The 22,863-nt window shown below is 63.5% G+C and carries 21 protein-coding genes; 7 read left to right on the top strand and 14 right to left on the bottom strand.

Annotation, left to right across the window (positions count from 1 at the left end; translation table 11 throughout):
- Nucleotides 1-340: 340 nt before the first annotated feature.
- From ACZ9XP_RS17570 to ACZ9XP_RS17550, 5 genes are all read left to right on the top strand, one after another.
- Entirely contained in the window at nucleotides 341-1,039 is a 699-nt protein-coding gene (locus ACZ9XP_RS17570; RefSeq protein ID WP_170253487.1) for an energy transducer TonB, read from the top strand.
- 3 nt (nucleotides 1,040-1,042) lie between these two features.
- Entirely contained in the window at nucleotides 1,043-1,717 is a 675-nt protein-coding gene (locus ACZ9XP_RS17565) for a MotA/TolQ/ExbB proton channel family protein (protein ID WP_147682412.1), read from the top strand.
- Nucleotides 1,704-2,117, top strand: a complete 414-nt coding sequence (locus ACZ9XP_RS17560) for an ExbD/TolR family protein (RefSeq protein WP_147682413.1) — start codon at nucleotides 1,704-1,706, stop codon at nucleotides 2,115-2,117. The genes ACZ9XP_RS17565 and ACZ9XP_RS17560 overlap by 14 nt, the downstream gene beginning before the upstream one ends.
- Nucleotides 2,118-2,239: 122 nt before the next feature.
- Entirely contained in the window at nucleotides 2,240-2,920 is a 681-nt protein-coding gene (locus ACZ9XP_RS17555) for a Fe2+-dependent dioxygenase (RefSeq protein ID WP_147682414.1), read from the top strand.
- A 575-nt stretch (nucleotides 2,921-3,495) separates the two neighbouring features.
- Nucleotides 3,496-4,401 (top strand): LysR substrate-binding domain-containing protein, encoded by a 906-nt coding sequence (locus ACZ9XP_RS17550; protein ID WP_170253489.1) that lies wholly within the window; start codon nucleotides 3,496-3,498, stop codon nucleotides 4,399-4,401.
- Nucleotides 4,402-4,456: 55 nt separating this feature from the next.
- Here the strand turns inward: ACZ9XP_RS17550 and ACZ9XP_RS17545 are convergent, their stop codons facing one another.
- The 3 genes from ACZ9XP_RS17545 to ACZ9XP_RS17535 all read right to left on the bottom strand — a co-directional run bounded on the left by ACZ9XP_RS17545 (nucleotide 4,457) and on the right by ACZ9XP_RS17535 (nucleotide 9,249).
- Nucleotides 4,457-7,537 (bottom strand): efflux RND transporter permease subunit, encoded by a 3,081-nt coding sequence (locus tag ACZ9XP_RS17545; protein ID WP_240803350.1) that lies wholly within the window; start codon nucleotides 7,535-7,537, stop codon nucleotides 4,457-4,459.
- Nucleotides 7,534-8,856: an efflux RND transporter periplasmic adaptor subunit gene (locus ACZ9XP_RS17540; protein ID WP_147682416.1), complete on the bottom strand. Its 1,323-nt coding sequence runs from the start codon at nucleotides 8,854-8,856 to the stop codon at nucleotides 7,534-7,536. The genes ACZ9XP_RS17545 and ACZ9XP_RS17540 overlap by 4 nt, the downstream gene beginning before the upstream one ends.
- A gap of 213 nt (nucleotides 8,857-9,069) precedes the next feature.
- Nucleotides 9,070-9,249, bottom strand: coding sequence for a hypothetical protein (locus ACZ9XP_RS17535; protein WP_147682417.1), 180 nt, complete (start codon nucleotides 9,247-9,249; stop codon nucleotides 9,070-9,072).
- 206 nt (nucleotides 9,250-9,455) lie between these two features.
- Between ACZ9XP_RS17535 and ACZ9XP_RS17530 the strand changes: the two genes are divergently transcribed.
- Nucleotides 9,456-9,848, top strand: a complete 393-nt coding sequence (locus ACZ9XP_RS17530; protein WP_147682418.1) for a YidB family protein — start codon at nucleotides 9,456-9,458, stop codon at nucleotides 9,846-9,848.
- A gap of 104 nt (nucleotides 9,849-9,952) precedes the next feature.
- Here ACZ9XP_RS17530 and ACZ9XP_RS17525 read toward each other — a convergent pair whose 3' ends face one another.
- The 3 genes from ACZ9XP_RS17525 to adh all read right to left on the bottom strand — a co-directional run bounded on the left by ACZ9XP_RS17525 (nucleotide 9,953) and on the right by adh (nucleotide 14,594).
- Complete coding sequence (locus ACZ9XP_RS17525) at nucleotides 9,953-10,657, bottom strand: META and DUF4377 domain-containing protein (protein ID WP_147682419.1); 705 nt, start codon at nucleotides 10,655-10,657, stop codon at nucleotides 9,953-9,955.
- A 178-nt stretch (nucleotides 10,658-10,835) separates the two neighbouring features.
- Nucleotides 10,836-12,764: a methyl-accepting chemotaxis protein gene (locus tag ACZ9XP_RS17520; protein WP_465188914.1), complete on the bottom strand. Its 1,929-nt coding sequence runs from the start codon at nucleotides 12,762-12,764 to the stop codon at nucleotides 10,836-10,838.
- 315 nt (nucleotides 12,765-13,079) lie between these two features.
- Nucleotides 13,080-14,594 (bottom strand): aldehyde dehydrogenase, encoded by a 1,515-nt coding sequence (adh, locus tag ACZ9XP_RS17515; protein ID WP_147682421.1) that lies wholly within the window; start codon nucleotides 14,592-14,594, stop codon nucleotides 13,080-13,082.
- Between the two features lie 271 nt (nucleotides 14,595-14,865).
- Between adh and ACZ9XP_RS17510 the strand changes: the two genes are divergently transcribed.
- Nucleotides 14,866-16,758, top strand: coding sequence for a sigma-54-dependent Fis family transcriptional regulator (locus ACZ9XP_RS17510; RefSeq protein WP_147682422.1), 1,893 nt, complete (start codon nucleotides 14,866-14,868; stop codon nucleotides 16,756-16,758).
- 72 nt (nucleotides 16,759-16,830) lie between these two features.
- Here ACZ9XP_RS17510 and ACZ9XP_RS17505 read toward each other — a convergent pair whose 3' ends face one another.
- The 8 genes from ACZ9XP_RS17505 to ACZ9XP_RS17470 all read right to left on the bottom strand — a co-directional run bounded on the left by ACZ9XP_RS17505 (nucleotide 16,831) and on the right by ACZ9XP_RS17470 (nucleotide 22,863).
- A complete protein-coding gene (locus ACZ9XP_RS17505) occupies nucleotides 16,831-17,538 on the bottom strand; it encodes a hypothetical protein (RefSeq protein WP_147682423.1) in 708 nt (235 codons plus the stop codon).
- 69 nt (nucleotides 17,539-17,607) lie between these two features.
- Nucleotides 17,608-17,970 carry a roadblock/LC7 domain-containing protein gene (locus tag ACZ9XP_RS17500; RefSeq protein WP_017510159.1) on the bottom strand — a complete coding sequence of 121 codons (363 nt, stop codon included), beginning with the start codon at nucleotides 17,968-17,970 and terminating at the stop codon, nucleotides 17,608-17,610.
- A gap of 22 nt (nucleotides 17,971-17,992) precedes the next feature.
- A complete protein-coding gene (locus ACZ9XP_RS17495) occupies nucleotides 17,993-18,628 on the bottom strand; it encodes a roadblock/LC7 domain-containing protein (protein WP_147682424.1) in 636 nt (211 codons plus the stop codon).
- Between the two features lie 4 nt (nucleotides 18,629-18,632).
- Nucleotides 18,633-19,175, bottom strand: a complete 543-nt coding sequence (locus ACZ9XP_RS17490; protein WP_147682425.1) for a GTP-binding protein — start codon at nucleotides 19,173-19,175, stop codon at nucleotides 18,633-18,635.
- Between the two features lie 9 nt (nucleotides 19,176-19,184).
- Entirely contained in the window at nucleotides 19,185-20,321 is a 1,137-nt protein-coding gene (locus ACZ9XP_RS17485) for a hypothetical protein (protein WP_465188913.1), read from the bottom strand.
- Nucleotides 20,299-21,780, bottom strand: a complete 1,482-nt coding sequence (locus ACZ9XP_RS17480; protein ID WP_465188912.1) for a type IV pilus assembly protein FimV — start codon at nucleotides 21,778-21,780, stop codon at nucleotides 20,299-20,301. The genes ACZ9XP_RS17485 and ACZ9XP_RS17480 overlap by 23 nt, the downstream gene beginning before the upstream one ends.
- A 3-nt stretch (nucleotides 21,781-21,783) precedes the next feature.
- Nucleotides 21,784-22,554: an oxygen-binding di-iron domain-containing protein gene (locus tag ACZ9XP_RS17475; protein ID WP_147682428.1), complete on the bottom strand. Its 771-nt coding sequence runs from the start codon at nucleotides 22,552-22,554 to the stop codon at nucleotides 21,784-21,786.
- A 198-nt stretch (nucleotides 22,555-22,752) separates the two neighbouring features.
- Nucleotides 22,753-22,863, bottom strand: a complete 111-nt coding sequence (locus tag ACZ9XP_RS17470; RefSeq protein ID WP_465188569.1) for an NAD(P)(+) transhydrogenase (Re/Si-specific) subunit beta — start codon at nucleotides 22,861-22,863, stop codon at nucleotides 22,753-22,755.

Genomic DNA, 22,863 nt, shown 5'->3' with positions numbered 1-22,863 from the left:
TGGTCTGTTAAAGAGCGGTGCTGACTGCTTGTTTCGTTTGCGTCGTCAGCTGAGGAGGCGAACTATACCCACCCCGCCCACACCCGTCAACACTTGCACCGCAATAAACTGCAAGTATTTGCTTAAGGTGTTGATTTGCAACGGCACACAAAAGCAAAAAAGTTGGCCGCATCCGTTCCTGTCAGCCGTTCCGCTCTGTGATAGAGACACGCGACACCTATCGAGAAAGACAAAAACAGGCTGTGCGACAAAGATGCTCCGCCTGGTGAAGGCTGTTTTGACAGCCAGCTTGCTGCGCATTAGTATTAATGAGAATAGTTATCAAGCCAAATCTCAATCAATGGAACACCGCGCATTTCACTATGGCTCGCTGGGCATCATCGGCGCGGCCCACCTGGGCTTGCTGATGATGACGCCCAGTCACAGCTCGCCGCTGACACCGCCACAGGTTTTACCTGTTATAGAGATGGTGCCGGTGGCCCAGCAGCAGGCCACACCTCGACCGGCACCACCTTCCCCGCAGACACCACCGGTCAAACGCCCGCCGTTAGCCAAGCCAATGCCAACGCCGCCGGTACAGGTGAGCAAAAGCACGGTGGCGTCACCTGCCAATGCGATCAGCACACCTGTGGTGCCGACACCCACCCAGCCAGTTGCAGAAACCCAGTCACCCGCCGCGCGGGCGGTAGCAGATACGCGCCCGGCTCCGCCTGTGGAGAAACCGGCGGCCGAGCAGGCCTTTATCGCCCCTACGCCCATTAGCGGCGCACAGGGCAACCCCAAGCCGGAATACCCGCCGCTGTCGGTGGAGCTGGAGGAAGAAGGCACCGTGGTGCTACGCGTACTGGTCAGCACCAAAGGCCGCGCTTTGTCGGTCGCCATTGCCAAAAGCAGCGGTTATGCGCGGCTGGACAACTCGGCGCGCCGCACGGTGGCGAGCCGTTGGCAGTTTACGCCAGGCCAGCGCGGTGGCGAGGCCGTAGAGGAATACTGCCTGGTGCCTGTTGAATTTACTCACCCTCACAAGAACAAGTCCTGACCCATGAACCTGATGCTTACCTTTGAACAGGGCGATGCCGTATTGGTATCGGTGTTTCTGATCCTGATCCTGATGTCGGTACTGACCTGGTACTTTATTGTGCTGCGCGGCTGGCGTGCGTGGCAGGTACGCCGCCTGAACCGTGAGGCGGATGCGCAGCTGTGGGGGGCTGCCAGCTGGCAGGCAGCAGAAAAAGACCTGGATGCCAGCCCGGCACCGGTAGCAGCCCTGCTGCGCGAAGGGCTGGCCGCCGTGCGCAAATACCAGCAGCACAGCGATGGCTCGCTGGGGCAGTCGTGCAGTCTGGACGATTACCTGACGCGCGCACTACGCAAGCGTTTGTCGCAAGAACAGCAGAGCCTGGAAGGCGGCATGACTTTCCTGGCCACTATCGGCTCGACTGCGCCGTTCATCGGCCTGTTTGGCACGGTATGGGGCATTTATAACGCGCTGGTGAATATCGGCGCCCAAGGCCAGGTATCCATCGGTACAGTTGCTGGCCCGATTGGCGAGGCACTGGTGGCCACCGCTGCCGGCCTGGCGGCGGCGATTCCGGCCGTGCTGGCATACAACACGTTTACCCGACTGAACCGCCTGATCAACCAGGATATGGATCACTTCACCCACGACCTGCATGCGCACCTGCTTACACTGGGAGGCAAAGATGGCATTCGGTAGTTTTGACAAAGGTGCCGACGCGCCCATGTCCGAAATCAATACCACGCCGCTGGTGGATGTAATGCTGGTGCTGCTGGTGGTATTCATTATTACCGCCCCGCTGCTGACCAATGCGGTCAAGATCGACCTGCCACAGGCCAGCGCCGCGGCGCACCAGGAAAAGCAGGAGGCGATCCGGCTCAGCATCGACGCCGGCGGCACGATCTACTGGAACGATGCCCCGATAGAAGAACGCCGGCTCAAAAGCCGTTTTGCAGAAGCCGCGGCGGCCAACCCTCAAGTAGAGCTGCACCTGCGTGCCGACAAGGCGGTGCGCTACGAAGTGGTGGCCGAAGCCCTGGCCGATGCGCAAGGTGCCGGTATCAGCCGTATTGGCTTTGTCACCGAAGCACAGCCATAAATCCCACGCGGCCTGCCCCACGGCAGGCCGTTTTGCCTATCGCGGCAGGCCGATAGGCAAAACGCTGGCCAGGCGCCCCACCCGTCCACGCCGTTTGCCTACCCTGCTTTACAGGAATCATCATGCTGTTGCACATCCCTGCCGTACTCACCCCCGAAGAGCTTGCCCACGTCCGCGCCTTGCTGCTAGCAGCCCCCTGGCAAGATGGCCGCAGCACCGCTGGCCAGCAAGCCCTGCAGGTAAAGAACAACCTGCAGCTGGCACCAGACAGTGACGCCGCACGCGAGCTGGCCGCCCTGGTACGTAGTGCGCTGTTCCGCCACCCCTTATATATGTCAGCCGCACTACCGCATACGCTGATGACGCCGATGTTCAACTGCTACCAAGGCGGCATGACCTACGGTAACCACGTCGACAATGCCATTCGCCGCGACCCGCTGACCGGGCAGAACATCCGCACCGATGTATCGTGCACCCTGTTTTTCAGTCAGCCGGAAGAATACGAAGGGGGCGAACTGATTGTAGAAGACACCTACGGCACACACAGCGTGCGGCTACCTGCCGGCGACGCCATCCTGTACCCGTCTACCAGCCTGCACCGTGTAGAGCCGGTGAGTGCCGGTGCACGGCTGGCTTCGTTCATGTGGACGCAGAGCATGGTGCGTAGCGATACCCGCCGCGCCATGCTGTTTGATATTGATATGGCCATCCTGCAACTGCGGCAGAAGGTGGGGGACTGCGAAGAAGTGATGTCGCTCACAGCCACCTATCACAACCTGCTGCGCGAGTGGGCAGAAGTCTAAGGTTGGCCGCACGGGCAAAAAAAACCCCGCCGGACGAATCCGGCGGGACACCGTGGGACAGAGCAAAACCCTGATAAATCAGGATTTGACAGCAGGCGGCACGCCGCGTGCTGCTCGGGCAAGCACAGTACCCGACGGGTAGACCATACCCGTGACAGTCAGATACCTGCAGGCCCTACCACAGCCCGTTACCGGGCGGGTTCGGTACAGGCGCAAGGGCAAGCCCTTACACCGGAATTCATTCATCTTGCTACCGCATTACAGTGTAGCAAGCACTGGGCACCATACCCAATAAAGAAACACAGCAATACTAGCAGCAAAACAGCGCAGGCAATGCCAGTATTTCACACCAAAACGGGGTTTTATTGCCACATTTACAGCCATGCATTAAATGCATTGCTACAAACCATTAAATCCCGCAACAAACCGAAACAAAAGAGGCGAAAATAAATTATAAGCCTCTATTCTTACAAGATGTTTACCAGTATGGCTACGCAAGCTTACCCATATCAGCTTGCATTGACAAAGCATGAATGTGCATGTTTACCATGCATAAAATTCATGGAGCAATAATAATGAAACTGCCCCCGCTCAATGCCCTGCGTGTCTTCCTGGTAGCTGCCGAACACCACTCGTTTACCAAGGCAGGGGAAACCCTGCACCTGACGCAGGGGGCGGTCAGCCGCCACATCCAGACCCTGGAAGCGCACTACGGCCTGCCCTTGTTTGTACGCCAGGCCCGGGGGCTCACACTGACACCGGAAGGCGTGGCCTTGTTCCCCGCCGTGCGCGATGCGTTTTCGCGCATCGAGGCCGCCAGCGAGGCCATTTCGCGCCGCTCACGCGAGCTGCGGGTAAAAGCCAGCCCGTCGATTGCCTCGCGCTGGGTCTTGCCGCGTTTCACCCAGTTTCGTAACCGCTACCCCGACCTGATGGTCAGCCTGGTGACCGTCACCGGCTTTGACCCCAACTTCAAAAGCCGCGAATACGATATTTCGTTCCAGGCCTGCGAAACCCAGGAACCCGGGCTGATCTACCACCGCCTGCGCGGTGCGCGCTTTGTGCCTGTGGCCTCGCCGGACCTGTTCAAGGACAAACCGCGGCCAACCATGGCGCAGTTCATGGAATACCCCTTGCTGCACCCATCCCATGAAGACCAGTTCTGGTCGCAATGGTTCGCGCTGTCGGGCATGAACCCGGGCAACAGCATAGAAGCCTACGCCTTCGATACCCTGGACCTGGCCATTACTGCCGCTTCCCGCGGCATGGGCATTACGCTGGCAGAAGAAAGCATGATCGCCGACGACCTGGCCAATGGCACCCTGGTACAGCTGTCCGACGTGGCCCTGGTGACCAGCTGGGCCTATTACCTGATCTACCCGCAAGAGCTGGCCACACTGCCTAGCGTGATTGCCTTCCGCGACTGGGCGCTGGCCGAGTTCAGCGACACCCCGCCCGCCCCAGCCGGTGGCGCCCAGTAAAAACCCGCCGGCTGTCAGACAGCGGGCGGGCCGGGTAGCCAGAGACACTGGCTGGCTAGCTGGCAGCGGCCTGGCGGCCAACCTTTGCCGCCAGGCCGTCAAACCACAGGTACAACACCGGGGTGATGTACAGCGTGACCAGCTGCGAGAACAGCAGGCCACCCACCACCGCCACCCCCAGCGGCTGGCGCAGCTCGGCACCGGCACCCAGCGCCAGCGCAATGGGCAACGCGCCCATCATGGCAGCCAGCGTGGTCATCAGGATGGGGCGCAGGCGTAGCAAGCAGGCGGTGCGGATAGCCTGCTGCGGGCTCATGCCCTGCTCGCGCTGCGCCACCAGCGCAAAGTCGATCATCATGATGGCGTTTTTCTTCACGATGCCGATCAGCATCAGGATGCCGATGCTGGCGATGATGGTCAGCTCCTGCCCCATCAGCATCAACGCCCCCAGCGCACCCATGGCCGCCGACGGCAAGCCGGCCAGGATGGTGAGCGGGTGGATATAGCTCTCGTACAGCACACCCAGCAGCACGTAGATCACCAATAGCGCCACCAGCAGCAGCGTGGTCTGGCTGCCTTGCGACTCGGCAAACGCCGCGGCGTCGCCGGCGTAGCTGGTGAGCACGCTGGCGGGCAGACCGATTTCCTGCTGCATGGCCTTCAGCCGCGCGTCTACCTCGCCCAGCGCCACGCCCGGCGGCAGGTTGAACGACAGCGTGACCGCCGGCAGCTGGCCCTGGTGGCTGATCGATACCGGCCCCACGGTACGCTGGATGCTGGCCACACTGGTCAGCGGCACCAGCTCGCTGCCACTGCCGCGCACGTACAGGCGGGTGAGGTCGTATTCGTTCACCCGCTGGCTGTCATCCAGCTGCAGCAGCACCGCGTAATTATCGGTATCGGTGTAGATGGTGGCGACCTGGCGCTGGCCAAAGGCGGTATACAGCGCGGTACGGATGGCCTGCATATTCACCCCCAGCTGCGCCGCCTTGTCGCGGTCGATATGCAGCTCGGCCTGCAAGCCTTTGCGCTGCGCATCGCTGTTCACGTCCTGGAACAAGCTGTCTTTGCGCATGGCGCGCTCCATCTTCTCGCCCCAGTCGTACAGGCTGCTGCTGTCCACACTCTGCAGCACGTACTGGTAGCGGCTCTTGCTGCTGCGCCCGCCCAGACGCAGGTTTTGCACCGGGTTGATGGCTGCGCTCAGGCCGTTCACCTTGCGCAGGTCCTTGCGCAGATCGTCCACCACCTGGTCGATCTTGCCGCGCTGGCCACGCGGTTTCAGCGTGACGAACATACGCCCGCCGCTACCGCTCACCGACGACGTCAGCGCAGCCACGTGCGGGCTTTGCTGCACGATGGTGGCCGCGCGCGCCTGCAATGCGGCCAACCTGTCGTAGGACACATCCTGTGCCACCTCGGTATTGATGCTGACCTGGCCGGTGTCTTCCACCGGGAAAAACCCTTTGGGAATGGCCTGAAACATCCACGCCGAGCCCGCCACGGTACCCAGCGCCACCAGCAGCGTGAGCCGGCTATGGCGCAGCGCGGCGTCCAGCGTGCGCTCGTAGGCGGCCAGCAGCGTATCGAAACCACGCTCGAAAGCACGGGCAATGGCGTGGCCCTGACCGGCATCGGCGTGGTGCGGCATGTGGTCGCGGCGCAGAAAGCGCGACGCCAGCAAGGGGATCAGCGTCAGCGATGCCACCGCCGACACCAGAATGGCCAGCGACACCACCACGGCAAACTCGTGGAACAACAAGCCGATCACACCATCCATATAAAAGATGGGGATAAAGATCGCCACCAGCGACAGCGAGATGCTGACGATGGTGAAGGCTATTTCACGCGAGCCTTTCAGCGCCGCCGTCATGGCGTCGTCGCCCTCCTCCATGTAGCGCACGATGTTTTCCAGCACCACGATGGCGTCGTCCACCACCAGGCCCACCGCCAGCGTCAGGCCCAGCAGCGAGATGTTATCGATGGAGTAGCCCATCAGGTACATCAGGCCCAGGGTGCCGATCAGCGAAATGGGCAGCGTCAGCGCCGGGATCAGCGTGGCGGCCATACGCTGCAGGAACATGAAGATCACCATGATCACCAGCGCCACGGTCAGCAGCATGGTGAGGTTCACGTCGTGCACCGCCTCGCGAATGGACTCGGAACGATCAGACAGCGGTGTCATGCGCACCGAGCCGGGCAGCTGGCTTTCCAGCTTGGGCAGCATGGCGCGGATGGCGTCTACCACCGCCACGGTGTTGGCGTCGGACTGGCGGAACACCGCCAGCACGATGGAGCGTTCGCCGTTGACCCAGCTGCCGGTCTTCAGGTTTTCGATGCTGTCTTCCACCGTGGCCACCTCGGCCAGACGCACCACGCTGCCGTTGCGGTTGGCCACCGCCATGGCGGCAAACTCGGCAGCGGTCTTGAGCTGGCTGTCGGACTGGATGGTAAGCACCTGCGACGGACCTTCCAGCGTACCCAGCGGCGTATTGCCGTTGGCAGCACGCAGTGCGGTGGCTACTTCGTCCAGCGTCAGGTTACGTGCGGCCAACCTTTGCGGGTCGGCCTTGATCCGCACGGCGTAACGCTTCTGGCCAAACACCTGCACCTGCGCCACGCCATTGATGGTGGACAGCGTGGGCGACACCAGGCTGTCTGCATAGTCGTTCAGCTGGGTTAGCGACAGCGCAGGCGAGTTCAGCGCCAGCAGCAGAATGGGCGCGTCGGCCGGGTTCACCTTGCGGTAAGACGGCAGGCTGGTCATCTCGTCCGGCAGGCTGCGCTGCGCCCGCAGCAGGGCGGCCTGCACGTCCAGCGCGGCGCCATCCAGATTGCGCCCCGGCTCGAACTCCAGCGTGACCGACGTACTACCCTGGCTGCTGCTGGAACTGATCACCGCCACGCCGGGAATGGTGGCGAACTGTTTTTCCAGCGGCGTGGCCACCGAGCTGGCCATGGTCTGCGGGCTGGCGCCCGGCAGGCTGGCGGACACGTTGATGGTAGGCGTCTCGTAGCTGGGCAACGCGGCAATGGGGATGCGCTGCAGCGCCAGCAGGCCGCCGATAATCAGCGACAGGCACAGCAGCACCGTCATCACCGGGCGGCGGATGCAGAGCTCGGAAATATTCATCATGGCGCTCCGCTGGCTGCACGCTGGCCTTGGCCGCTCTCGGCGCGCCGGGTGCTGGCGTCGGCGCTCCCCGCACGGGCGCCCTTATCGCTGATGGCGGGGCCACACTCAGCCAAACTCTGCGCTGCCTTGCCGGCAACACGGCCTGCTTCGGCAGCAGCACCACTGGCCTCGCTGCGGCCAACCTTGGCGGCACCACTGGCGTCCTGCTTGCGCGGCGGGGCCAGCGTGACCTGCTCGCCAGGGCGCACGTTCTGGCCGCCATTGACCACCACCTTCACACCGGGGGCGATGCCGCGCACGATGGCGCGCTCGTTCTGGATGGCCAGCAGGGTCAGCGGCACGCGCTGCGCTTTCAGATCTGCGCCCACGGTGTAGGCAAATTGCCCGTCCGGGCCGGTCAGCAGCGCGGCTACCGGCAGGTTGGCCGCGCCTTCATAGCGGCCGGCCTGCAGCGCCACATTCACAAACTGGCCGGGCCACAGCGCGCTGCCTGCATTATCAAAGCGCGCTTTGAGCAGCACATTGCCGCTGGCGCTATCGACCGCGCTATCAATAAAGGTCAGCTCACCGCTGTGGCACTGGCCCGCGCCGTTACCGCTACGCGCGACCACCTTCAGCGGGCCGGCCTGCTGCGCCTGGCGCACCGCCTGCAGCTGCTGCTCGGGCAGGGTAAAACTCACCGCTACCGGCGACATGCGCGTCAGCGTGAGCATGGCCGTAGCCATACCCGGCTGCACCAGGGTGCCGGGCGACAGGCTGATGGCACCGACGCGGCCATCCACCTGGGCGTAGATCGCCTTCTGGCGCAGGCTCACCCGTGCCGACTCTACCGCCGCGCGGTCTGCGGCCAACGTAGCCTGCAGGCTATCTACCTTGCCCTGCAGCGCATCCAGCGCGCTTTGCGAAATGAACTGTTGGCGGAACAGGTCACGGCCGCGCGCCAGGTCGCGCTGGGCAATGTTCAGCTGGGCGGCATCACTGGCCTGCTGCGCCTGCACCCGCGCCAGCGCGGCGCGCTCGGCGGCGTCATCCAGCTGCACCAGCAGCGCACCCGCCTTGACCGTACTGCCTTCCTGCACCAGCACGCGGCTGACCACGCCGGACACCTGCGGTTTCACCTCCACACGGTCCAGCGCCGTGACGGTACCGTTGGCCGTGAGCACCACCGGCAGCCGGTTGGGCTGCGCCGGCGCCAGCGCCACCACCGGCGGGCGTTTGGCGCGCGCGTTGTTGTCTACCGCAGGCTGCTTGCCTGCTTGCCACCACACCGTACCACCGGCCACCGCCAGCACCACGGTCCCTGTCAGCCATTTATTCATTGTCGCTATCGTCCAGTCTTGCCATGGCCACCAGCATAAACAATTTGTACGACAGGCTTATGTGTTACTTCATTAATGAATATGAACACACTGTGTATAGCCAATGCTTGCACCACGCTGGCCGCACGGTGGCCGACAAAGCAAAACACCCCCAGCGCAGTACGCATGGGGGTGTCAGCCATACCAGGCCGCCCGTAGCGGGCAGCGTGGCGTTTACTTCTTGTCGTCGGGCACGTGGCTTTTCAGCAGCTGGCCCAGCAGCGGGTTGTTCAGCTTCTTGTCGTCTTTGGCGTTGGATGCCTTGCCAAAACGGTCTGGCGAACCAGCTTTGCGAATGCTCTCGCGTACCTTGATCGCCTCAAAACGCTGCATGTCGAAGTAATTGATAGGCATGGCATGCTCCTGAATGGCAAAACGCGGCAGTATGCGGCAGCGCGGCGCGAAAGTCCATGCCACACCTGCAGAATCGTGTAGTGAAAACAAGCAGTTAAAACGACAGCCCCACACAGCATGCCGGCTATTTATTTATAGAAACATTTATCTGTAACAAGAAAAGGTTTAAGTTGGGCACTCTTTTACCTTCATACGAAAGGCACACCATGAGCATCCTCGACCAACTGGGCAGCCTGCTGGGCAATAGCGAACAAGGTGGCCTGCTGCAGGCAGCCAACACCCTGCTGAACGACAACGGCGGCGTGGCCGGCCTGGTAGAAAAATTCCAGAACGGTGGCCTGGGTGAAATCGTCTCGTCCTGGGTAGGCACCGGTGCCAACCTGTCCATTACCCCGGAGCAAATCCAGAGCGTGCTGGGCAACGAGCAGATCGCCGGCCTGGCCGAAAAACTGGGCATCGACCCGGCCGTGGCCTCGCAACAGATCGCCGAGCACCTGCCCACCGTGATCGACAAACTCACCCCCAACGGCCAGGTAGAAGGCGACGGCCTGCTGGCACAGGGCGCCAGCCTGCTGGGCGGCCTGTTCAATCGCGGCTAAGCCCGCATCCCGCACCACAGGTTGGCCGCATGCGGCCAACCTTCAGGCAAGCAAAAGCCCCGGTACACCGGGGCTTTTGCTTTACCGCCTAAACCGTGCGCCAATCAGGGCGCGATACGGATCTGCTCGACGATGCTGTCCAGCACCCAGCGGCGGTCTGGCGCGTCGGCCGGCGGGTTGGCTACCTTGATCTCGCGGATGCGCAGGCGGTAGGCGGTGCCGGCCTCGGGGGTGAAGCCTTCGATCTCGCCGTAGTGGTGTTGCCACGGCTGCTGTTGGCGCTCGCGTACCTGCAGGCACTGCATCGGGGCCACGCCCACGCAGGTACGTCGCTCAGGGGCCACGTAGATGAGGCGCTGAGTCACCTGCTCAGCAGCAGCTGCGGCAGGTGTCACTACCGCTGGTACTGGCTTGGTAACGTGGGCGGGCGCAGGGGCGGCCACCGGCTGCCATACCTGCTGCTGGGCCACTTCGCCAATCAGCAGTTTGTCACCGTCCAGCCTCACTTGCGGGCGGCTGCGCAGCAGTGCGGCCAACGCTTGCTCGCGCTGCATGGCTTCCGGCGCGCAGGCCATCAGGGTGCTGGCGATCGGGCCCACCACCAGGCGGCCTTGTTCGATACGGACGCTGCCAAACATCCGGTTGCAACCGGCGCTAGCCGATAGCTGGCCGTCTTTCAGCTGCAGGGTTTGCAGCGGCTGGCCATCGGGCCCGGTTTGCTGCCACTGGCCCTGCTGCGGCACGGTGCTGCTGGCGCACGCGCCCAGCAGCAGCGACATCATGGCAATACTGAGGCCTTTATGGTTCATCTCATGCTCCTGTTGGCTATTAGCGGGGCAGCTTATGCCAGTAGCGCGGCCAGGGTCAATGCAGGTGGCTTTAACAAATGTGAATGGCGTCACACGCTGTCACATCGCTACCATGAAAAACCCCGCTCCCCGTATCAGGGGCAGCGGGGCCGGGATGGCGGATGGCCTGGTGAGGGGCTTACTGTTTTTCCAGCTGCAGGATGGCGTCCAGCTCGCGGTCTACCTCGCGCATGCGGTTGTACAGGCTTTCGGTTTGCGCCAGCATGCTGTCTACGCGCTGTTTGCTGTCCTGCGAGGTACCGGCCAGCTGGTGCAGTTTGTCTACCACCTGCGCCATTTCGCCGGCAAAGCCGCTGACCTGGGTACCCATGCCGCGCACGTCACCACCTACGTCGCGCACGCCGCTCATCACGTTGTCTACCGCGCCGCCAGTGGCATCCAGGTTGGCCTGCGTGGTGTTGGCCAGCTTGCGTACCTCGTCGGCCACCACGGCAAAGCCACGGCCTGCTTCGCCCGCGCGGGCGGCTTCGATGGCCGCGTTCAGCGCTAGCAGGTTGGTTTGCTCGGCGATTTTCTTGATCATTTGCATGACTTCGCCAATCTGCTGGGCGTCTTTTTCCAGTGCGCCAATGCGGCCGGTGACACTGCTGGCGGTTTGCGCGCCCTGGATCACTTCGTGGCCAAAACGGCTGATGTCTTGCTCAATGCTGCCCAGGTGCTCTACCAGCTGGGCGGTGGTATCGCGGAACACTGGCAGGCTCTCCATCAACTGGCCGGCAAAGGCTTTGTAGCCGTTCAGTTCTTCGATCACCCGGCTCTTCATCTGCCCGGTCATGCGCGCACGCTGCAGCTCGCGGCGATAGAAGTAGTTCTTGAAGTTGGCGTAGTGCACCGGGAAGCGGTCGACGAAGTCGTCGCGGAAGGTGTCGCTGGCCGGGTAGAAGAAGATGGCCGTCAGCGTCTGGTTGATGTTCACGCCCAGCAGCTCGCCAAAGGTGGAAAACCCGGCGGTGGGGATGTCGCCGTACACATTGGCGCGCGCCAACGCGCTGGCGTTGTTGAGGCGGCGCAGAATGCAGTCGTTGAGGATGCCGGCCACCGGCTGCGGCTTGCCACGGCTGAACTGCTCGAAATCGCGGGCGGTGCGTTCGGCCAGGTCGACACTACGCACCAGGAACAGCTGCTCGCCAAAGGCCAGGTCGCAGGCAAACTGCAGGTAGCCTTCCTGCTCGTTGATGGCCAGTACCGAGCGCACAAACAGCTCGTCCTGGATCTTGATGCCAAAACTGTGGCTCTGCAGTTTGGCGCCCAGCTCGCCACGCTGGCAGCGGAAGTGCTGGCACAGGGCGTCCAGGACGGGGCGAATCTCGCCGCTTTGGCTGTCGATGACCGAATACACGCGGCGCAGCTCGTTACTGGCTTTGGCAATGGTAAAGCTGGTGCCGCTGTCTTCGAAGTTCTGGCTCTTGAAAATGCCGTAACGGTAGGCCGGCGCCAATTTGATAAAAGCAAACACGGCGTGGCCATCGCGCACTTGCTGGCCGTCGTACAGCCGCGTCATGCTGAAATCCAGCGGGCCACCGGCCGAGCCGCCCACAAACAGGTAGGGCAGCTTGCCGGATTCGTACAGCGCCTCCATCAGATAGCTTTCGCTATTGGACAGGCCATCGACCAGCGTCAGCACAAAGCCCTCGTCGTGGCGCATGGCAAACGGCAGGTTGATGCGGCCAACGTTGTCTTTCAGCTTGGCCAGGCGGTTTTCGTGGCTCAGGCTGGGCTGGCCGGCCTTGATGTCTTCGCACGCCAGCGGCACCGCTGCCACGTGCACATCCGACACCAGCGCGGCGTCAAACAGCTGGAACACCATGGTCTGCCACTGGCCATTGGCGGGCAGGTACAGGGTGTCCTGACGGCTGACACTGCACAGCTCGCCTGCGGTGGTGGTGAGTACCACTTTGGCTTGCGGGAAATGGCGCGCGACGCTGCGGCCTACTTGTTCTAGGTTGGCCGCCGGGTTCACATAACCCAGTACCAGTTTGATGCTGCCGCTGGCCTTGGCCGCCAGCGCCTGCTCGTAACCCTGATTGTCGGTACGAACGATATGCATCAACTCTGCCGCTTGGGCAGTACTGGCCGTCTGGGTGGCAGAAGAACGTTTCTTGTTGAAAAACAGCATGAATGCTCCATCGGTTGTCGTTGTGCGCATACCGGGGCCAGCCCCGGCTTATGGTTTTATTTTTTATAGATTACCCTGTCTCAATGCCAATGATCTCCATAAAAAATGCCACCTGTGTTGAGAAACATCAGGTGGCAGCCAAACTGCCCGCCGCGAGCGACCACGACAAACAGGGGAGGAAGCGGGGCGGCCATCACCTCGCCCCCACCCGACGGGCGGCAGACAGGCAGTAGCCGCAGCCAGGTTTTAGAAGAAGCCGAGTTTGTCTTCGCTATAGCTCACCAGCAGGTTTTTGGTCTGTTGGTAGTGATCCAGCATCATTTTGTGGGTTTCGCGGCCGATACCGGACTGTTTATAGCCACCAAATGCCGCATGGGCCGGGTAGGCGTGGTAGCAGTTGGTCCACACGCGGCCCGCTTCAATGCTGCGGCCCATATGGAAGGCCGTGTTCATATTGCGCGTCCACACACCGGCACCCAGACCAAACAGCGTATCGTTGGCAATATGCAACGCTTCATCGATATCCTTGAACTTGGTCACCGACAGCACCGGGCCAAAGATTTCCTCCTGGAAGATGCGCATCTGGTTATGGCCCTGGAACACGGTAGGCTGAATATAAAAGCCGTTTTCCAGCCCGCCGCCCAGGTGGGCACGCTCACCGCCAGCCAGCACGGTGGCACCTTCGTCCTTGCCTAGCTGCAGGTAGCCCTGGATCTTGTCCATCTGCTCTTGCGACGACTGCGCGCCGATCATGGTGGACGGGTCCAGCGGGTTGCCTTGCTTGATTTCGGCCACGCGCTTGAGTGCGCGCTCCATAAAGCGGTCGTAGATGGACTCGTGTACCAGCGAGCGGCTTGGGCAGGTGCACACCTCGCCCTGGTTCAGCGCAAACATCACGAAGCCCTCGATGGCTTTGTCGAAGAAGGCGTCGTCTTTGGCCGCCACGTCGTCAAAGAAGATGTTCGGCGATTTGCCGCCCAGCTCCAGCGTGACCGGAATCAGGTTTTCGCTGGCGTAGTTCATGATCAGGCGGCCCACCGGGGTAGAGCCGGTAAAGGCGATCTTGGCGATGCGCTTGCTGGTGGCCAGCGCCTTGCCGGCTTCGGTACCAAAGCCGTTCACGATATTCAGCACGCCCGGTGGCAGCAGGTCGCCCACCAGCTCGGCAAAAACCAGGATGGACAGCGGAGTCTGCTCGGCCGGTTTCAGCACGATGCAGTTACCGGCCGCCAGCGCCGGGGCAATTTTCCAGGCAGCCATCAACAGCGGGAAGTTCCACGGGATGATCTGGCCCACCACGCCCAGTGGCTCGTGGAAGTGGTAGGCCACGGTGGTAGCGTCGATCTCGCCGATGCTGCCTTCCTGTGCGCGGATGCAGCCGGCAAAGTAACGGAAATGGTCGATCGCCAGCGGCAAGTCGGCGTGGGTGGTTTCGCGGATAGGTTTGCCGTTGTCAAAGGTTTCCACCGTGGCCAGCGTGGCCAGGTGCTGCTCCATGCGGTCGGCGATGCGGTGCAGGATGAGCGCGCGCTGCGCTACGCTGGTTTTGCCCCAGGCACCCTTGGCGGCGTGGGCGGCGTCCAGCGCCAGCTCGATATCCGCCGCGTCAGAACGCGGAATCTCGCACAGTACCTGGCCGGTTACCGGGGTGATGTTCTCGAAATAGCGGCCGTTGACCGGTGGCTGCCACTGGCCATTGATGAAGTTGGCGTAACGGGTTTTCAGGTTCAGGCCGTATTGTGCCGGGGTAATCGCGCTCATCTGTGTCTCCTTGGTGTTGGTGTCACCTCGCCGGGTGTAAACACCACACTGCAGCTGCCGTGCCAGCCCGCAGCCATGCTGCAGCGCAGCTTTACTGCATGGCCCGCCCGTGCTGCAATCCAGCGTATGCATGCTGCATCGCAATAAACCAAGGTTTTTTAGCGGGCCGCTTCGGCAGGCTGCCAGTGGCACGATCAGCCCTGCAGGCTGCCGCTGGCTGTGCCAGACTGACACAGCTGTCGCAACACCGTGACACAGTATGGAGAACACCATGTCTACCCTGCCCCTGGCCGAAATCCGCCGCCGTTTTTTTGACGGTGACGAGCTACCGGAAAACAGCGTACCGCAGCCCATCCTGCACTCCTGGCGGCGCTGTCTGGGCCTGGGCTTGTCAGCGGCTCGGCTACGCCCGCCAGAGCGGCTGGATAGCCAGCGCCTGACACAACGCCAGCAAGACAATGCCGACTGGCTGCAGCTGGCCAGGCCTGCGATCGATGCACTGTTCGACAGCGTGGTGGACGAAGGCCATGTGGTGATTGTGGCCGACCGCGACGGCGTGATCCTGAACCAGATGGGCCACCCGGCCTTTCTGGACCGCGCCGAACGCGTGGCGCTGCTACCCGGCATGGATTGGCGCGAAGACGTACGCGGCACCAACGCCATCGGTACCGCGCTGGTCACCGGCAACGCCGTACGCGTGCGCGGCAGCGAGCACTATCTGGAGCGCAACCGGCAGCTGTCGTGCACCGCCAGCACCATCGTCGACCCGCAAGGGCAGATGCTGGGCGTGCTGGACGTTTCCGGCCTGCCGCGCAAGCTGGGCGAGGCACAGCAGCTACAGGTAGTCACGGCGGTGCGTCATATCGAACAACGCCTGTTCGACGAACACACCCGCAGCCTGCACGAACTGCGCTTTGCCCCCGACCCGGCCACGCTGGCCACCCCGCGCTGCGCACGGCTGGCATTTGACGACGACGGCGTACTGCGTGCGGCCAACCGTGCCGCGCTCGCGCTGCTGGGGCTGGACTGGCACTGCCTGGGCCAGACCCGCTTTGCCGGGCTGTCCGGTTTAAGCATGGAACACTGGTTCAGCCGCCACGGCAGCGGCATGGCTTCGTTACGCCACGGCGGGCAGCTGTATTCGGCCAGCCTGCTGCCCCCCCGGCAAGCGGCGCTCAGCCACGGTACGGCGCTGCTGCACACAGGCTCGCCCGCCACCAGCCTGCGCCAGCCGGCCGCGAGCGTGCGTCATGACGGTACGAGCGACAAGGTTGGCCGCAAGCAAGACCTGGCGCTACCACCGGGCATGCTGGATACCGCTCGCCGCCTGCTGGAAGCCGATATCCCTGTGTTGGTACTGGGTGAAACCGGCGCTGGCAAGGAGCGCTTTGTGCAGGCGCTGCACCGCATCAGCAGCCGCGCAGCAGCCCCGCTGGTGGCGGTAAACTGCGCCGCCATCCCGGAAGGGCTGATCGAGTCCGAACTGTTTGGCTACGAGGAAGGCGCGTTTACCGGCGCCCGGCGTCAAGGGGCGAAAGGCCGCCTGCGCGAAGCCGACGGTGGCGTGCTGTTTCTGGATGAAATCGGCGACATGCCCATGAGCCTGCAGGCCAGGCTGCTGCGCGTGCTGCAAGAGCGGCTGGTGGTGCCGCTAGGCGGCGGTGCCGGGCAAAAAGTAGACGTGCGCATTGTGGCCGCCACCCATCGCCAGCTGGAACAAGAGGTCGCCGCCGGGCGCTTTCGCGCCGACCTGTACTACCGGCTGTGCCACTACCCGCTGACGCTGCCACCGCTACGCGAGCGCGGCGACGTGGCGCAGATTGCGGCCAACCTGCTGCTACAGCATGGCAGCGCCGCGCGTGGCATTACCCTGTCGCCAGCGCTGGCCGACTTTATCCGCCGTTACCCGTGGCCGGGTAACCTGCGCCAGCTGGACAACCTGCTGCGCACCCTGCTGGCCCTGGCAGACGATGGCACCGTACTGACCCCCGACCACCTGCCCGCCACGCTGCGCGGCCAGGATGCCGGCCCGCGCCATACCGCCAGTACGCTACACGGCCTGCTGCAGCAACACGGCGGCAATGCCAGCGCGGCGGCACGGGCGCTGGGCATCAGCCGCAGCACGTTTTACCGCCGCCTGCGCGAGGGGGGACACACGGCGTAACGGCGGCGTCGCCATCAAAAAACCCGCCGCACCGTTGCCGGCAGGGCGGGTTATTCAGGATGCTCGGGCGGGCTACCAGCCCATCTGCCGGGCAATGCTCGCTTTGAGCGCCACGCCCCAGCGCATCTGGCTGGCGATAAAGGCACGGGTGGGTTTATCCAGTGACGCCAGATCGCTCGCCTGCCCGGACTGCAGTGGCACGACACGCGTGTGGTCGTAGGCCAGATAATCACCATCGCGGCTTTCCATCACGCTGGTGGTCAACACCAGCCTGGCTTCGCCACTGGCTTTATCCACCGCCTTGCGGCCGCTGATTTTGACGCAGCTTTGCCGGTCGGTTTTCTTGCTGTCAATCTGCTGCTGGTACACCACCTCTGCCCCGGCCTCACCGTCTTCGCGACAGCTGCGGCTAAGCGACGATAGCCAGATACGGTTGGAGGGGGGCGAAATCAGGGTTTGCAGATAGATCTGGTCACCGCTTTGCGGGTCTTCCAGCCCCAGCGCTGCATCGGCGGTGGCGCCATCTACCTCGCCACTGCCTACCTGGGTAATATCGGGCGCGAAGGTGTTCACTTCGCTAATGACCCAGCTGCCGGCAGGCAGGCCCACCTGCTTTTTGCCCACCTCAAACTGCTGCAGCGTGTCGCCTATCAGGAAATGCTTTTCAAACTTCTGGCGACGGACGGTGCCGCTTTCCAGCCAACCAAAAGTCAGCGGCTCGGCCAGCGCGTGGCCGCCCAGAATCAGCAACAAGCTGGTCATCAGCGTGGTTTTTTTCATGGTGATCTCTATACAGTCCGTGGCTGCATGATAAACAGCTATGTTATTTATGCATAGAGCAAACCACGACTACAGGATTTCTTCCACGCTGCGCGCTGCGCGCTTGGCGTCCAGAAAAATCAGCCCCAGCTTGGCTTCTTTGCGGGCAATCACCGTGAGTACGGCATCGCGTCCGGCGTAGCTCATCAGGATATAGCCGGCATCGCCTTTTACCATCACTTGCTCCAGCTCGCCGCGCGCCAGCTCGCGCGCGGTACGCTCGCCCAGCGACAGCATGGCGGCGGCCATGGCACCGACACGGTCTTCGTCTACCCCCTGCGGCAGCAGGGCGGCCATGGTCAGGCCGTCGGCCGAGATGATGGCCGAGGCTTCGATATCGGCCGACGCGCCGTTGAGGTCGCTAAGGATGGATTTGAGCAGTTGTTCGCGCATGGTGGTGGTTTCCGGTAATCGTTCAGGCGTAACGGCGGCACAGCGCCTCGGTCATGGCAACAAAGGCGTTATCGCCCAGTCGGGGTTGGCCGCCAATCACCAATACAAACGACTGGCGGCCCAGATACAGCGGGTGAAAACCCAGCTCGGCCTGGCCGGCTGGGTCGATCAATGCCCAGGCCTGGGCGCCCAGGCCCAGGTTCTGGTTCAGCAGGCGGGTGTGGCGGCGGCTCAGGGTGATGATGTCGCCGGCTAGCGCGGCAATCTGCTCGGCCGCCTCGTGGCGAAAACCGGCGGTGGCGTAGTACAGCCCGTTATCGTCGGCCAACAGGGCGCGGCCTTCGCCGGACAAGGCGGCCAACAAGGCTGGCAAGCGGCTTTCCAAGCTACCGGCAGGTACGCTGCGGGCATCGCTGCGGCCGCTGACAAAACCCAGGCGTTGCAGGCGGTACAGCACGGCCAGCGCTTGTGCAGGGCTGTCTGCCGCGCTCCATTCCAGCAGGCGGGCCTCGGTCAGCGCCAGCTCGCCACCATGCTGTAACAGCTGCAGCAACAGCTGCCGGTCGCTGCCCTCGTCTCGCGTACTCACCGCATACCAGGCACCGGCAGGGGTGAGCTCGGCGTAGAGCGTGCCATTCAGGCTGAGCGTGCTGTCCATGGCGCTAACCCTCCAGCCCCGGGTCGATGGAGTACAGCAGCGCACACACCAGCGTCTTGATGTCTTCGCGGTTGCGCGCGTCTACCTCGAAAATCGGCGGGCGCAGGCCCAGTGTTTCCAGAATGTCGGCGTAGTGCGTGGTGGTGGGGGTGGCGGCCAGGTCGGTCTTGGTAATGCCCACGACCAGCGGTGCATCCTGCAGTAGCCGGTCAAAGGCTTTCAGGAAAAATTGCAGGTCGCGGATGGGGTGGGGCCGCGTGTTATCCAGCAGCAGGATCAGGCCGATACCGCCCTGGCTGAGAATGTCCCACATAAAGTCGAAGCGCTCCTGGCCCGGCGTGCCGTACAGGTGCACCTTGGTGTCGTCGTCCAGCATCAGCACACCGTAGTCCAGCGCTACGGTGGTGTGGCCTTTGCGGTCCAGCGTCATGTCGGAGGCGGTGGCGTCGGTGGTGACCGGCGGAATGTCCGATAGGCTGGCGATGGCCGTGGTCTTGCCGGCCCCTACCGGGCCGGCAAACAGGATTTTGTTGTCACTGGGTCGCATGCAAAACACCTACAGGTTCTTGATCCGCCCCAGCAGGCGCGACAGCAGGCTCTGTCGTGCCGGGGGCAAGGGGGCGGGGGCCGGCGTGGCCGGCCGGGTAGCGGCAGAGGCCGCCTCGTTTGCCTTGCCCACTTGTTCCAGCAGGCCCAGCGCATGGCTGGCAGCAATGAAATTGCACAGCGGGCCAGGCTCCATCTTGAGCAGGCTGACCGCCACGCGCAGGCTGGTGGGGGTGCGTGACCACAGGCCGGCAATGCGCAAGGCACCGGGCAGTGGTGCCAGCCGGGTCAGGTTGGGCCATTGGCGCAGGCGTAGCGGTGTGTCCGGGTCGATACCGGCCAGCAGGCGGCCACGGCAGCTCCACAGCGCCACCTGCCATAACAGGGTGGATAGCGGCAGGCGCAGCGTGGGCTCGTCCGCTGGCGGGGTAACGAGCGCCTCGGTGCCCAGGCGCAGGCCGTTCAGCTCGCACAGCTGCTGCACGCTGGACAGCGTGGTGTACAGCGCCACCTGGCCCTGCACCGGGTCGACCGTGGCAAACAGCCGCTGCTCGCAGTGCAGCTGTTGTGGCTGCTTCTGGCGGGCCGCGGCCACCAGCAGGCCATAGATGGTGCCCGCCGGGTGAAAGCGCTGCAGGGTACGGCGCTGGCTGCTGCGCGGGGCGGGGTTGGCCGCAGGGCTATCGCCGTGCATGGGTAGAGAAGGGGGAAGGCGCTGGGCGGGCGGGGGAGCGGCTTGGTCGCTGGCAGGTGGCGGCAGCGTCACGGCGGGTGCGGCAGGCACGGGGTTGGCCGCAAGGGGGGTGTCGTGGCCGGGTGCGGCCAACAGCTGGCGCAGTAACGGAAACAGCTTTTCCATGCGCACCGGCTTCACCATCTGCAGCGACGGAGCTTGGTCGCTGGGGTAGGCGGTCACAATCAGCGCCGGCAGTGCCGGGTGTTGCTCGCGGTACTGCTGCCACACCTGCCAGCCGCTGGCGCTGTCGACATCCACAATCGCCACCTGGGGCGCAGCCGGGTGATCGCTAGCCAGACAGTAACGATGCAGGGTGTGCAGGCGGAACGCCATGCGGAACAGCGCCAGCTTGCGTTCGTCCATGCCGGCGGTGAGTACGGTAATCGGCTCAGCCGGCGTGCTGACAGACATGGGCTTCCTCCAGCGGGTCATCCAGTTTCAGAAACTGGCGCAATTGCGCCAGGCGGGTAGCGACCTCGGCAGGTGGCCGCCCCAGGGTATGGCGCAAGTGCTGCAGCAGCGCGCGCAGGTGGTCGGTAGCCTCCAGGCGCTGGTACAGGTCCAGCAGCAACGGGTAGAGGCGCACGTCGGCCGGGTTGGCAAACACGGCTTGCTCCAGCACCGCCAGCGCCTGCTCGGTCTGGCCGTAATCCAGGTAGGCATCGGCTTCGGCCAGCGCATCGTGCCGGGTAGCCGTGGTGGCGGCGGCATGCACGGTCACCAGCGGTATGCCGCCACCGGCAGTGGCGCTGGGCGGGACAAAACCCCATTCCCGCCCCAGCGCTTCCAGCCGGGCGCTATCCGGCCCACTGGCCAGTACGTCCAGCACCGGGTGGCTACCCAGGGCAAACCCCATGCGCAGCAAACGCTCGCGCAGGGCCGCGCCGTGTTCGCCCAGCAGTACAAAGCTCTGCCACAGACGGCGGGTAAAGCCGGCCAGATTGGCCTGGCGGTAATACAGGTGCAGGATGTCCATCAGCGGGGTCAGCGGGTGGCGTGTTTGCGCCAGCAGGGCTTCCAGCGTACCAATGGCGGTGGCGATTTCGCCTTGCTGTTGCAGGATGCGCACGCCCTGGCGGGTGGGCATCAGGTGGCAAATCGCCATCCGCTCGTGCGGGTTCAGCGCGGCCAGCGCCTGGCTGCCACACACCAGCTGCAGGCTGCCATCGCCTGCTGTGCTGGCCGGGCTGGCCAGCGGGCCGGGCGGTGGCGCAGGGCTGGCCAGCGGGCCGGGCGGTGGCGCAGGGCTGGCCGGCTGGCGCAAGCCGATACGGCGGCTGACCGTGGCCATGTCCCAGCCCAGGGTCTCTTCGGCAAACACGCGCAGCGCCAGGTTGTCCGGGTCGCAACGCAGGCCTTCTACTACCGCTTGGGCGGTGTCGGCCTCGGTCATGATGCCCAGTGCGGCCAACCTTTGCAGTATCTCGGTAAAGTCGTCGATGGCGTGCAGGCGCAGGTACAGGCCCAGTAGCCGTGCCAGCTCACGGCTGGCGGGCGGGTTGTGGTCTACGTAGCTACGCAGCAGGGCCGCAGCGCGGTCCAGGTAGCCAAACTGCAGGTAGACGTCGGCTTCGGTGAGCAGGTCGGTATCAGCTACGCCGATGTCCAGCTGTAGCTCGTCTGCCCCGGTGCTGCCGGCAGGCTCGGCACTGGGGCCGCCGGGCAAGCGCTGGCTGGCCGGTTCAGGCGCTTGTGCGCTGGCTGGCTGGGCAGCGGGGCTGGCGGCCGGCTGCGGGTGCCGTATTTTCAGCGGCGGCAGCTGACTACCAGGCGGCGGCGGGGCGCGACGCTGACGCAACACCAGCAGTACGGCCAGCAAGACAGCGGGGCTGGCGGCCAACAGCAGCGTGAAGTCGTCTGGCAGCAACATGGTTTAGCGGCGTGGCGGGAAGTCGGCTTCGGACAGCAGGTCGGTGCCGCACTCCAGCTTTTCGAACCAGTCGAGGAAGCGCTTCACCATGGCCTTGCCTTTGTACGAGGCGCCGTGCTGCGGCACGATCCACTCCACGTCCATCTGGCGCACCATGTTGACCCACAGGCGGGCGGCGCGGTTATTGCTCATGTAGCGGCGGTGAAAGCCGGACATGTGGTGGTCTACCAGGTGGCGGTCAAAATCTTCTACCGGCTGCGCCGCGCTGATGCCGTCCATCAGCGAGGCGCCGATATCGCCGGAAAACAGGATCTTGCTGATGGGGTCGTACACCTGGAAAAAGCCGACGGTATGCAGGTAGTGCGCCGGCACGATTTCCAGCCGGGTGCGGCCCAGTGGCAGCGTCATGCCACGGGCGGGGATGGGGATCAGCCGGCCTTCGGTGGCGCCTTTTACGCAAAAATGCGGGATAAAGCGCGTCCACTCCTGGGCAATCACGATCTGGGCGTCGGTAATCAGCAGCCAGCCGTTGGCCGAGGCGATGATGTCCGGGTCTTGGTGCGAGGCAAAAATATAGCGGGTATGCGAAGGCAGAAAGTGTTCGGCCATTTCGGCCAGCAGGTGCTTGTAGGTCAGGTTGCCGCCCGGGTCCAGCAGCATGCCATCACCATCGTGCACAATGGCAAACTGGTTGGACTGAATGCCCTCACCCTGTACCAGGTCGGTAAAGGCGATGCATTTATGGTTGCCGTCGTTGTAGAGAACCTGTGCCATAACGCTTGCGAGCCACCTGCTCGGTGCAGACCGGATAGACCCGAAAGATTAGCCAGCCTAATACAAGCGGGTATTGACTCGCATCAAACGGCAGGCAATGGCCACAACCGCCCGGGTGACCGCTGCCAGACCCGGGCGCAAAAACGCCCCGCCGTGCCAGGCACGAACGGGGCGCTGTGTTGCAAGGTTGGCCGCAGCTTAGTGCGACACCGCCTTCAGCATGTCTTCCACTACCTTTTTGGCGTCGCCGAACACCATCATGGTTTTGTCCATGTAGAACAGCTCGTTATCCAGACCGGCGTAGCCCAC

It is taken from the genome of Vogesella perlucida, assembly GCF_979366545.1.
Note: the sequence above shows the minus strand (reverse complement) of the source record. Positions and strands in the feature narration are given on the sequence as shown.